The sequence below is a fragment of the Pseudoalteromonas luteoviolacea NCIMB 1944 genome (assembly GCF_001625565.1).
GTDB lineage: Bacteria > Pseudomonadota > Gammaproteobacteria > Enterobacterales > Alteromonadaceae > Pseudoalteromonas > Pseudoalteromonas luteoviolacea_F.
In genome coordinates this window covers 257,130-269,291 of sequence record NZ_AUXS01000015.1, presented here as the reverse complement: position 1 = coordinate 269,291, position 12,162 = coordinate 257,130, and the positions used below count along the sequence as shown (strand labels likewise).

The following is a 12,162-nucleotide window of genomic DNA, read 5'->3' as shown; positions in this document are numbered from 1 at the left end:
AAAAGTCACTGCAGCCCCCAAAAAACTCAACTATAATAAAAGTTCGCAATGAATGTCTTCTTAATTCACTTATTTACATATAAGTAGAAGACATACAATGGATTTGAGCACATCTCGTAATGGAATTCGGGGAGATAAGTATGTTTCAGTTTATTCTGTTTCTATCACTGGTGCATTGTCTAATCACAGTACAATGTTACCGCTGCGCCAAACAAAAAGGGTATCCAACTAAGTTGTTTACTGTATTAGGATTTATACCGTATTTTAACTTAGTTGTTTGGGTGTACTTATTATTTTTACCCAATATTATGTCACAGAGCAAGCTCAGTTCGACTTAAAAAATGCTTCATCATTTTATCAAAAGCAGTGTTATTGACACTGCTTTTTAATGAACTCACCAACCTCATTACTAAACAGCCTAAAATCGCGAATACGACCTGTGGTTTTGCGCCACAGCAAGCCTATTTCTCGGTATGCATCCGCTTGTGGTGGCAATGTGATCATAGGCTTGCCTTGCAAAATACCAGCATTTAATGCCATTTGAGGTAAAAAGGTCACCCCATTCTGGTATTCGACCATGCTTAACAGTGTGTGCAAGTTTGCCGCCTCAAACGGATTGATACACTCACTTCGAGTCAGGTTACATGCACTCAATGCATGACCAGTCATACAGTGCTCACGCTCTAATAAAAATACACTGTCTTTAGGTAAGAGGTTAAAATCCTCAAGCGCATCAGGGATTTCATAATCTTTGTGGTGCACTAAAGAAAAATGGTCTTTCGTCAATACTTGGGTATGAAATTTATCTGTCCGGTAAGGCAACGCCAATATACCCATATCAATCTGACCGTGCTCTAATTTATCAAGCAGCCTGTCACTGGTATCTTCTACCAGCACCAACTGGAGGTTAGGAAAGACACTCTGACAATACTGATATAGAGGTGCGGCAATAAAACTAGCAATGGTCGGGATTAATCCCAGCACCAACTTTCCCGATAATGGGTTTTTAAAGCTCTTTGTTAATTCCACCACACTAATAGAGTCATCAATGATTTTTTTTGCACGAGCAACCACCTCTTCACCTACATCAGTAAACATTAAGCTGCGATTTTCCCGCTCGATTAACTGACAGCCAAGTGTTTCTTCTAAATTTTGGATTGCACTGCTCAGCGTAGACTGACCGACAAAGCATGCCTCAGCTGCGCGACCAAAGTGTTGTTGTTGATGAACTGCAATGAGGTATTGTAATTGTTTTATACTTGGTAAGTTATTCACTGATATACCCATAAATAAAAAGACCCCAACACCACTGGCGCTGAGATCTTTTCAAGCTAAAAGTCTGTTTTTTTGTTAAACGCCGAACACGCTTCTCAAAATATAGAATATAACAATAGCAAGGGCAGCACCGACTGGCAATGTGATAACCCAAGAAACCACAATGTTTCTGATCACACCCATATTCAATGCAGCAATACCACGTGCCATTCCCACACCTAGTACAGCACCAACCAAGGTCTGCGTGGTCGAAATAGGTAATCCAGTACCTGAAGCGATCACCACGGTAGAAGCTGCTGCAAGTTCAGCTGCGAAACCACGGCTCGGTGTCAAATGCGTGATACCTTCACCAATCGTTTTAATTACTTTCTTACCAAGTACAGCAAGACCGACTACGATGCCTAAGCCACCCAAAGGTAGAATCCACCATGCAAGCGCAGCTTTTTTCGCCATTTCACCGTTGTTCTCAACGATGTTAACAACCGCAGCTAATGGACCAATCGCGTTCGCAACGTCGTTTGAACCATGCGCAAATGCCATACAACACGCGGTCAAGACCATTAAGACAGCAAATACTTTTTCAACATTGTTAAACTGCATTTGTTTGTCAGCATTTGGATCCATTTTCATGCGTGCAATAACAACTTTACCAATCAGGCCAATGATTACCGCGATACCAACCGCAAGCGCATACCCTTCAAAGGTGCCCAGATTAATACCAATGTGCTTTAGACCCTTCTTAATCGTGACTAAAGACATTACAAAACCAGCTAGACCCATGTAGAAAGGTACAAATCGTTTTGCGTTACTTAAAGGCTTATCGGTATCGAAAATCAGCTTTTGTGCGCTCATAAAGATTAAATAAGCAATAAAGCCTGAAATCGCAGGGGTAACAATCCAGCTGCCAACGATACCTGCAACTTTGCCCCACTGTATAGCTTCGCTACCTACGGCGACCAAAGCAAAACCAATGATTGCGCCAATGATTGAGTGTGTAGTTGAAACAGGCCAGCCCAATACCGACGCTAACAACAACCACGTACCTGCTGCAAATAACGCAGAGATCATGCCCAGAATCATTAATTCTGGTATCTCAGCGAATGGGGCTGCATCAATAATGCCCTTGCGGATCGTTGACGTTACCTCACCACCAGCAAGATAAGCACCCGCGAATTCAAAAATCATCGCAATGATGATTGCCTGCTTGATTGTGAGCGCTTTCGACCCCACTGAAGTACCCATGGCATTTGCAACATCGTTTGCACCAATACCATAAGCCATAAAGAAACCAACTGCCGCTGCGATGAGAACTAACATCGAGCCATGAGAAGCAATGATATCCATTGAAAAACCTTTAGTGTTCTTAAAACACTGATTGTGTATTTATATGTTTATCTCTCACTGTCTTAACGAGACGACATATAAATAACCATTAAACAAACACAACACCGCCGCTCTCTAGTCTACGCTTTGAGAGTAACAACGGTGTACTTCTTTATAAACTGTCGCTGATCAAGATCAGCGTGCTAACATCACCTCAAGGCGTGCGCCTACGCGCTCAGCAATATCGGCAAGCTCACCTACCCACTCGATGATCTTGTATAAAAACATCACATCTACCGGGTTAAGTTCAGCTTCGACTTGGCGAAGTTCTTGGCGAATTTTAATTTGCATATCGTCAGTGTCTTGTTCAATGGCATCTAGCTCACTCAACATCTTCTCGACTAATACAACTTCACGACCTCTAAAGCCTGTTTCTAACAGCTCATCCAGTTCGTTAATAGCTTTTGAGGCTTGTTTCGTAGCGTCTACACAACGGCTCAAATACGCGACGAAATCATTTTGAATTGACTCGGGGATCACCATTTCTCGGCCTACGACTCGACCAGCGATGTCTTTGGCTTTATTGGCAATTTTATCTTGATGGGTAATAAGTTCCAGTAAATCAGTCCGTTCAACTGGCATAAATAGACCACGAGGTAGCTGAAGACGTACTTCTCGCTTTAACGCATCCGCTTCACGTTCTAGGTTACGAATATTAACGCGAAGTGCATCCGCTTCAGTCCACTCCCCTTTGAAGACATGTTCAAAGAACGGGATCAAGCTTTCACTGGCTTGATGCACTATCTTAATGTGCTCTTCAATCGGCTTTATAGGAGACTTTGCAAACACTCCTAAAAACGCATTACTAGGCATAACTGACCCTTAAATCATAATAATATGCATGTGCAGAGGCCAAGTTTACAGCATTAACCGAAATTGTGAACGATTTTTATCGTGAAGTTAGGATTATTCGTTCATTTTTGTTCGAATAATCCATTCCCAGATTAAAGGGTTTTTTCGATATCTTCTTGAGAGGTATGGCGAATATCTTTTCCGTTCACGAAATAAATTACATATTCTGCAATATTCTGACAGCGGTCACCGATGCGCTCTAACGAACGTACAGACCAAACAAGGTCCATTATTTTGGGTATCGAGCGTGGGTCTTCCATCATGTAAGTCATGATCTGACGCGTAAGCGCTTCATATTCACGATCCACTTTGGCATCTTCTTTATGCACTTCAAAAGCACACTGCGCATCCATTCTTGCAAAAGAATCCAGAACATCGTGTAGCATTTTAGACACTAAACGACCCATGTTCTCAACATTCACAAGTAGATGTTGCTGATCTTTGGTAAATGAGTCCAACGCAACTTTCGCAATGCGTTCAGCTTCATCACCTATGCGCTCTAGATCCGCAATGGTTTTGGCAATTGCGACAACCAGTCTTAAGTCACTTGCAGCAGGCTGTCTCTTTGCAATAATGCGTGTACACTCTTCATCGATGTTGACTTCCATCGCATTGACTTTGTAGTCGTTTTCACTCACCTTGCGGGCTTTTTCAGCATCACTTGTGCTCACCGCATCTAGTGCCAGGTTTAATTGCTGCTCAACCAATCCACCCATGCTCAATACATGGTTTCGTACGTTTTCTAGCTCTTCATTAAAGCGGCCAGATATGTGCTTATTAATATTGTGTTCCATCTAAAACCCTACCTTTGATAACAACCCAGACGCGCTGCCCACCCAGGGGCAGCAGAGATTCCTCATCTTAACCGTAACGACCTGTGATGTAGTCTTCGGTTTTTTTCTTCGTTGGTGTTGTAAATAGTGTATTGGTATCCGAATACTCAATCAGCTCACCCATATACATGAAGGCTGTTTGGTCAGATACACGTGCAGCTTGTTGCATGTTGTGTGTAACAATCACAACAGTATACTTATCTTTTAGGTCATTAATGAGTTCTTCAATAACCAATGTCGAGATTGGGTCAAGTGCCGACGTTGGCTCATCCAGCAGTAAAACCTCTGGCTCAATCGCAATAGAGCGAGCGATAACCAAACGTTGTTGCTGACCACCAGATAGACCAAATGCACTGTCGTGAAGACGATCTTTAACTTCATCCCAAAGCGCAGCACCGCGTAGTGAGCGCTCTACAACCTCGTCAAGTTTACGTTTGTCTTTGATACCTTGCAGGCGAAGACCGTAAACCACATTTTCATAAATTGATTTAGGAAACGGGTTAGGTCTTTGGAATACCATGCCCACGTTGCGGCGCAGTGCTGCAACGTCGACGCCTTTGTCATATATATTTTGACCATGGAGGTTAATCTCACCTTCAATGCGACATGTATCTACCAAGTCATTCATTCGGTTGATACAGCGCAATAGTGTGGATTTACCACAACCAGACGGGCCGATAAAAGCGGTTACTTGACCCTTGGGGATCAACATATTGATTTTACTCAGAGCTTGTTTATCACCATAGTAAAGGTCAAGGTCTTTGATCTCTAAAGCGGTTTGCTCTGGGCTCAAGTTGGCAAGATCTAATTTCGTATTAGCATCTGCATTATTTACTTGTGGCGCTACTGTAATCATAAAAGGATACCTATTTCAAATCTGTACTATTAGTGCTCTAGAGCTCTGAATTTTTCGCGTAAGTGGTTACGAATGCCAATCGCTGTGATATTCAGTGCGATGATCACCGTAACAAGTAAGAAAGCTGTCGCATACACAAGTGGGCGTGCCGCTTCTACATTTGGACTTTGGAAACCAACATCATAAATGTGGAAACCCAAGTGCATAAATTTACGATCTAGATGGATATATGGGAAATTGCCATCTAGCGGTAAGGTTGGCGCCATTTTAACTACACCTACCAACATCAGTGGTGCTACTTCACCGGCAGCACGTGCAACCGCAAGGATCAGACCCGTCATAATTGCAGGACTCGCCATCGGTACGATAATACGCCATAACGTTTCAGCCTTGGTTGCACCTAACGCCAAAGAACCATGGCGTACTGAACTTGGAATACGAGATAAGCCTTCTTCTGTCGACACAATTACCACTGGTAAAGTTAAGATTGCCAATGTAAGCGCTGACCAAATGACACCTGGCGTACCAAATACCGGGCTAGGCGCTGCTTCTGGGTAAAATAACTGGTCAATAGAGCCGCCCAGCATATAAACAAAGAAACCTAGACCAAATACACCATATACAATAGATGGCACACCCGCCAAGTTAATTACTGCAATACGGATCATTTTGGTGACGGCATTTTTAGCCGCGTACTCATGTAGATAAATAGCTGCAACAACCCCAAACGGTGTCACGATCACAGCCATCAGCATAACCATGAAAACAGTACCAAAAATAGCAGGGAATACACCGCCTTCTGTGTTTGCTTCACGTGGGTCATCGCTAATAAATTTACTCGTCTGTGAGAAGTAATGACCTACTTTTGCAAAGAAGCCCATGTTATTTGGGAACCAAACGTCGAGCACTTGGTATAGCGGTAAGGTGACTTCTTCACCACGCATATCACGCACTACCACATAATCTCGTTTGGCGTCTGAACGCAGTTCAAATAAACGCTTTTCAAATACTTTGTAATCTTCACGTAACTGAGCACGTTGTGCTTCCAAGTCTGCTTTAATTTCAGGCGTCAGATCGTTGTCCAGCTGGTAGCCGCGCTCTTTTAAACGCAGTCTCTCTAGCTCATAGTTGATATGGCCAATATCACCGTTTTGTAAATCCAGCGCCTCTTCGTTTAAATCTACTGCGCGCTCAACGAGCTCTTCCAGGCGCTCCACTGGGCTTTGCGAAACAACTTGACCGTCTTCGATAACACGTACAACGTAGCCATAGAAGTTACCATTTTTAGTTCGCTCAAATACTGCCATTTCTTCTGGTACTGAACGACTTTGGATATCTGTCGTTAAGATCCAGCGGAAATCCAACTCTACAAATTCACGGTTACCGGTTTTAACCAACAAGCGCTCTACAAATTCATCTTGATAATCAGACAAATCGTAGCCCGCTGCTTCTAGGCGTGATTTAGGTACCATTTCTCTGTCGTAAACTTCACCAATTACGGTTTGTTTGGCAACTGACCCTTCCAGCTCAAACTGAACTACTTCGGTTGGCCAGAAAAAGCTCAACCCTTTCCACGCGATCATCGCCAACAAGCCGATGACCGAGATTAAACTGATGCTAACAGCACCACCTGTCATCCAGATCCACGGAGATCCTGACTTAAACCATTGTCTTACCATGTCATTTCACTCCATTACATCGAGCTGTATTTATCACGTAGCTGCTGACGAACAAACTCGGCCACGGTGTTAAAGATAAATGTAAAAATAAACAGAACAAATGCAGCTAAGAATAAGATTCGGTAGTGCGAACTACCTACTTCTGATTCCGGCATTTCGACAGCAATATTTGCGGCCAACGTGCGCATACCTTGGAAAATACTCCAATCCATGATCGGTGTATTACCCGTCGCCATTAGTACAATCATGGTTTCACCTACCGCACGGCCAAGGCCCATCATCACGGCTGAGAAAATACCAGGGCTAGCAGTCAATAGTACTACTCGTACTAGGGTTTGCCACTGCGTCGCTCCCAGAGCAAGAGAGCCATTAGAAAGATGTTTAGGTACACTGAACACCGCATCTTCCGCAATAGAGAAGATAGTTGGAATAACGGCAAAGCCCATTGCGATACCCACGACTAAAGAGTTACGTTGGTCAAATGTCAGGCCTAATTCATTGGTTAGATACTGGCGCACATTTCCGCCAAACATCCAAGTTTCAATGCTGTCGCTGATAGCAAATGAAAGCCAGCCAACGATTAATACAACTGGGATCAACAACACTGAATGCCAACCATCAGGTAATAGATGGCGAATTTGCTTTGGTAGCTTAGTCCAACCAAATGCCGTCCCTAGAATTGCAAGCGGTAGCATTATTAGTAGCGCAACAATGGCTGGTAAATGCGCTTCAATCAGTGGCGCTAACCATAAGCCTGCAAGAAAACCAAGGATTACGGTCGGAAGCGCTTCCATGATCTCAACGGTTGGCTTCACAACTCGGCGTAGCTCTGGTGACATAAAATATGCCGTGTAAATCGCTGCTGATAGGGCAATTGGCACAGCAAACAACATCGCATACATCGCAGCTTTAATGGTACCAAATGAGATAGGAACTAACGAAAACTTAGACTCAAAGTCATCACTTGCAGAAGTTGACTGCCAAATATACGCAGGTTCTGGATAACCTTCATACCACACTTCTTGCCATAGCGCCGACCACGTTACTTCAGGGTGCTCATTGTGTAACTCAACCACATTTAGCGTATTGCCTGAAAGTAGCAAAGCAGCATTTGCTCGAGGTGATACAGCAAAATGTTCAATTGCACCATCCGTTACTTTACCTTGCCATAAATGTGCTTCGCTGGTGGTATAATACAAGCCTAGTTCACCAGTATTCGTGGTAGTAAAGAAAGTACGGCGGTAGAATTCGCTAAAGATATCAACTTGCGCACCAACAACACTTTCAAACGCACGTATTTTGGCAAATTGACGACCTTGCTCTGAATTGACTTCAAACCACTGAGATACTTCACCATTGTCATTACTGATCATCAGTGAGTTAGCGCCCGCTAATAAATTCATATTGACTAAGTTGGCGTTTTCTTCATTTGCTGCCAACAATTGAATTTGCTCTACTTCATCAGCAAATCGTGTGTCAAATACATAAATTTGGTTTGCCGAGCGTACAAATACACGTGTTGTATCTGGTGAAATCAATATTTCATCAACACGCCCTTCAATCGGCAGTAAACTACGTTCAACCGCCCACTCTATCTCGCCAGAGAACATATTTTCTTCAGCGCTGAAAGATGCAAAAATAACGCGCTTATCCGCCATTTGTGCAATGACTGCGGTTTTATCTTCATAATGGCTAAATGCAAACTGTTTAATGGCCTGCCCTTGCTCATCAACCACTAACTGCACGCCATCTAAAGGATAGCTCAGACGCGGCTTCATCACGCGTTGATTGCCTGGGAAAGAGATTAAAAAACTCGGCTTAACAAGCTGAACTTGACCATTGTCTAAGCCGTATGCATACATGCCTAAAAAAGGTGCACTTTGAGCAAAGCTACTAACTTGACCATCTAACTCAACTGCTAATGAGCTAAGTTGTTCACCGGTTTTGTCACCTTTGATCTGATAGAAGTCGACTTGGCCAGCACTATCTAGTAGATAAGCTATTTCAGTTTGCTCCTCCATGCCAAGACCCAAGTAAGTTTTTTCACTTTGTAGGGCTAATTCGGTACGCTTAGTCACACTTGCAGATTCAAAAATCGGCTGTACGACATAAAGTAAGTAGAAGAAGATCAAAAGCAAAGCAACCAATACCATCACCCCACCCGAGGTAATGCCAAATTGGGCAAAGCGGTCTTTAAAGAGACGGCTTCTATCCGTTTTGAAGGACGGTTTTTGCGGATTGGAAGTCATCAAAACACCTTTTTATTATCAAGTTGCGGCGCATTATATTTCATCAAGATGACAGTTATGTTACATCAGCCATGATGATTTTGTGCCTTTTTTTAACTTTTATTACGCCTGCGCAAATCCCACATTGAATGCACTGTATTTTCATTTGCATTTGTTTACAAAGCAAATGTCATCTTATTGGAAAAATCTGCCACATTTACTAGGCTTAACAGGCGATAGATCGCTTTTCCACCACCGCCAAAAAGGCATTTAATAATAAGAGACATGTGATATGAAGCAGTTAGTATTAACACTTATAGGTAAGGACCGGCCTGGTCTCGTTGAAGAAATATCTGCCACAATTTTTCAGTATCATGGTAACTGGGCAACCAGTAATTTAAGCCACTTAGCTGGACAATTTGCAGGTATTATACTCGTTGAAGTTGCAGAAGAGCATTTGCAAACATTGCAAGACGCCCTTCACGCATTACCAGAGCTTGAAGTCCGTATAGAGCATGGCGAACACAGCCAGCCAGAATCTCAAATTGAAAAACTAAACTTGGTGATCACCGGTAACGATCGCCCGGGAATAATCCAAGAACTTTCGAGTGTGATCCGCCACAAAGGCGCCAATATCACGCACTTGAATTCAAGGCAGCAAAGTGCACCCAACTGGGGTTTGCCCATATTTAGCGCATTTGCCACAGTGAGCTTACCGCCAGGAATGGATAAAGAACATGTTGTGGATGCCCTGGAAGCTATCACCAGCGACCTGATAGTTGATGTTGAACCTGACTAATCTTTGATTTTAAATAACCCAATATTTCAATTACATTCTAAACTTTATATGGCAGGGAGGTTTACCACTGCCATATATCTCTTTTCTGCATAGCTTGTACCCAATGTCATATAAGTGTCACATTCTGGACATACTCTAGAATAAGCTATCGTTACTACGGAATGTAAAATGCACGCACTATCTAGCGACCCTAAAGCAATCAGCTTTTTTGCCAAAGAGCTTAGTTGGCTGTCATTTAATGAACGAGTCTTACAAGAAGCCAAAGATAAAAATAACCCAATTATTGAGCGTATTCGCTTTTTGGGTATTTTTTCTAATAACCTTGACGAATTTTTTCGCGTTCGTGTCGCTGATGTAAAACGCCGTATACTTTTGAGCAATTTACCCGATGCTAATTTTGAAGAAAACGAAGCACTTCTAAATCAAATACAAAAAAAAGTACTGTCTTTAGGCAAGAAGTTTAATCATATCCACAAACAAATTTTCACGGATTTAAATGCACACAATATTCATGTAAAACAGCCTGAAGCGCTTTCCGAATTTCATAAAGTTTGGCTACGAGATTATTTTAACGATCAAGTATTGCAGCATCTATCACCAATTTTACTGACCGAAAATAAAGATTACTCTGATCTTATCAACGATACGATGACCTACCTGTTTGTAGAAATGCGTAACGACAATGACAAACATCATCACGCCCTATTAGAGCTACCAACTGATCGCCTCGATCGTTTTGTTATTTTGCCGCCAGAAAGAACACGTAGGCAAAAAACCCTGATGCTACTTGACGATGTGGTTAGATATCACCTGCGTGAAGTGTTTAGTAACTTCTTATCCTTTGAACATATTGAAGGCTATGAAATCAAGCTGACCCGTGATGCAGAGTACAACCTTGATGATGAACTAGAAGAAGGCCTGTTAGACAAAATGTCCAAAGGCCTCAAACAGCGTTTATATGCTGAGCCGGTAAGACTAACTTACGACGAAGCCATGCCTGACAGCATTATGAAAGTGATGAAAAAACGTTTAGGCGTGACACAGCAAGATGCGTTAATCCCAGGTGGCAGCTATCGTAACTTTAGGGACTTTATCGCTTTTCCTAATGTTGGTAGAGGCTATTTGGAAAATAAACCTTTGCCTCCTCTCAAAAGCAGTGCGTTTGATAAACATGACAGTGCATTTAAAGCGATTTCTGAACAAGATGTTTTGCTTTACTATCCATACCATACCTTTAATCACATGCTGGAATATGTGCGCCAAGCTGCATTTGATCCAAAAGTAACACAGATAAAAATCAATATTTATCGTGTTGCGAGCCGCTCACAGCTCATAGCCTCGCTTATCAATGCAGCCAAAAACGGTAAAAAAGTCACCGTGATGGTCGAATTAAAGGCTCGTTTTGACGAACAGAACAACATTGAATGGGCCAAAATGCTCAGTGAATATGGTATCAAAGTCATGGTTGGTCTACCCGCACTGAAGGTACACAGTAAGCTTTGTGTGATCCACAGGAAAGAAAAAGGACAAATCGTTAAATATGCTCATATTGGGACGGGTAATTTCCACGAAAAAACCGCGCGAATTTACACTGACTTTAGCTTATTCACCAAACATCCGGAGATCTGTAATGAGTGTGACGATGTGTTTAAATTCATCGAAACCAGCTATCGCCCTTTTAGCTTCAAGCATTTAATGATTTCTCCACTCAATGCCAGAGAAAAAATATACTCGCTCATAGAGCAAGAAGTAGAAAATGCTCGCGCGGGGAAAACAGCTCGTATTACTGTTAAGGTCAATAACTTAGTCGACAAAGAGCTGATCGAAAAACTCTACAGCGCCGCAATGGAAGGTGTAAAAATTCGCATGATCATTCGTGGTATGTGTGCCTTAGTACCAGGAATTGCAGGCTTTAGTGACAATATTCGCGTGATCAGCATTGTCGACCGTTTTTTAGAGCATCCAAGAGTCATGGTGTTTGAAAATAATGGCGACCCTCAGGTTTATATTTCTTCCGCGGATTGGATGACACGCAATTTAGATCACCGTGTTGAAGTCGGCGTACCTATTTATGACGACACATTAAAACAGTTGATCATTGATACATTGGAACTACAATTTCGAGATCGGGTGAAGGCGCGCTTGATAGACGGTGAACAAAAGAACAACTATGTAAATCGCGGCAATAAGAAAAAAATTCGCTCACAGATCGCAATATACGATCACATAAAAAAATGGGAAAGCAGTAGGATTTAAC

At 42.4% G+C, this 12,162-nt stretch carries 10 protein-coding genes; 3 read left to right on the top strand and 7 right to left on the bottom strand.

Annotated features, from left to right (window positions below):
• Positions 1 to 140 precede the first annotated feature (140 nt).
• A complete protein-coding gene (locus tag N483_RS27425) occupies positions 141 to 338 on the top strand; it encodes a hypothetical protein (protein ID WP_023397440.1) in 198 nt (65 codons plus the stop codon).
• 31 nt (positions 339 to 369) lie between these two features.
• Here the strand turns inward: N483_RS27425 and N483_RS04500 are convergent, their stop codons facing one another.
• The 7 genes from N483_RS04500 to N483_RS04470 form a co-directional block, all read right to left on the bottom strand.
• Positions 370 to 1,275, bottom strand: coding sequence for a hydrogen peroxide-inducible genes activator (locus N483_RS04500; RefSeq protein WP_036974996.1), 906 nt, complete (start codon positions 1,273 to 1,275; stop codon positions 370 to 372).
• Between the two features lie 75 nt (positions 1,276 to 1,350).
• Positions 1,351 to 2,619, bottom strand: coding sequence for an inorganic phosphate transporter (locus N483_RS04495; RefSeq protein ID WP_023397438.1), 1,269 nt, complete (start codon positions 2,617 to 2,619; stop codon positions 1,351 to 1,353).
• Positions 2,620 to 2,793: 174 nt separating this feature from the next.
• Positions 2,794 to 3,471 carry a TIGR00153 family protein gene (locus N483_RS04490; protein ID WP_023397437.1) on the bottom strand — a complete coding sequence of 226 codons (678 nt, stop codon included), beginning with the start codon at positions 3,469 to 3,471 and terminating at the stop codon, positions 2,794 to 2,796.
• A gap of 131 nt (positions 3,472 to 3,602) precedes the next feature.
• The gene (gene phoU / locus N483_RS04485; protein WP_023397436.1) at positions 3,603 to 4,304 is read right to left on the bottom strand and encodes a phosphate signaling complex protein PhoU; all 702 of its coding nucleotides are present in this window, start codon (positions 4,302 to 4,304) and stop codon (positions 3,603 to 3,605) included.
• 67 nt (positions 4,305 to 4,371) lie between these two features.
• Positions 4,372 to 5,199 carry a phosphate ABC transporter ATP-binding protein PstB gene (gene pstB, locus N483_RS04480; RefSeq protein ID WP_023397435.1) on the bottom strand — a complete coding sequence of 276 codons (828 nt, stop codon included), beginning with the start codon at positions 5,197 to 5,199 and terminating at the stop codon, positions 4,372 to 4,374.
• A gap of 29 nt (positions 5,200 to 5,228) precedes the next feature.
• Positions 5,229 to 6,878, bottom strand: a complete 1,650-nt coding sequence (pstA, locus tag N483_RS04475) for a phosphate ABC transporter permease PstA (protein ID WP_023397434.1) — start codon at positions 6,876 to 6,878, stop codon at positions 5,229 to 5,231.
• 14 nt (positions 6,879 to 6,892) lie between these two features.
• Positions 6,893 to 9,127: an ABC transporter permease subunit gene (locus N483_RS04470; protein WP_023397433.1), complete on the bottom strand. Its 2,235-nt coding sequence runs from the start codon at positions 9,125 to 9,127 to the stop codon at positions 6,893 to 6,895.
• A gap of 271 nt (positions 9,128 to 9,398) precedes the next feature.
• On the opposite strand from N483_RS04470, the gene N483_RS04465 reads away from it, so the two are divergent.
• Both N483_RS04465 and ppk1 read left to right on the top strand, forming a co-directional pair.
• Complete coding sequence (locus N483_RS04465; protein WP_023397432.1) at positions 9,399 to 9,905, top strand: glycine cleavage system protein R; 507 nt, start codon at positions 9,399 to 9,401, stop codon at positions 9,903 to 9,905.
• A gap of 168 nt (positions 9,906 to 10,073) precedes the next feature.
• Positions 10,074 to 12,161, top strand: a complete 2,088-nt coding sequence (ppk1, locus tag N483_RS04460; RefSeq protein ID WP_023397431.1) for a polyphosphate kinase 1 — start codon at positions 10,074 to 10,076, stop codon at positions 12,159 to 12,161.
• Position 12,162: the final 1 nt, after the last annotated feature.

Excerpts from the sequence above, each read along its gene's own strand:
- ppk1 (WP_023397431.1), top strand. The coding sequence starts at position 10,074 with ATGCACGCACTATCTAGCGACCCTAAAGCAATCAGCTTTTTTGCCAAA.
- N483_RS04465 (WP_023397432.1), top strand. The coding sequence starts at position 9,399 with ATGAAGCAGTTAGTATTAACACTTATAGGTAAGGACCGGCCTGGTCTC.
- N483_RS27425 (WP_023397440.1), top strand. The coding sequence starts at position 141 with ATGTTTCAGTTTATTCTGTTTCTATCACTGGTGCATTGTCTAATCACA.
- N483_RS04470 (WP_023397433.1), bottom strand. The coding sequence starts at position 9,127 with ATGACTTCCAATCCGCAAAAACCGTCCTTCAAAACGGATAGAAGCCGT.
- phoU (WP_023397436.1), bottom strand. The coding sequence starts at position 4,304 with ATGGAACACAATATTAATAAGCACATATCTGGCCGCTTTAATGAAGAG.
- N483_RS04495 (WP_023397438.1), bottom strand. The coding sequence starts at position 2,619 with ATGGATATCATTGCTTCTCATGGCTCGATGTTAGTTCTCATCGCAGCG.
- N483_RS04490 (WP_023397437.1), bottom strand. The coding sequence starts at position 3,471 with ATGCCTAGTAATGCGTTTTTAGGAGTGTTTGCAAAGTCTCCTATAAAG.
- pstA (WP_023397434.1), bottom strand. The coding sequence starts at position 6,878 with ATGGTAAGACAATGGTTTAAGTCAGGATCTCCGTGGATCTGGATGACA.
- pstB (WP_023397435.1), bottom strand. The coding sequence starts at position 5,199 with ATGATTACAGTAGCGCCACAAGTAAATAATGCAGATGCTAATACGAAA.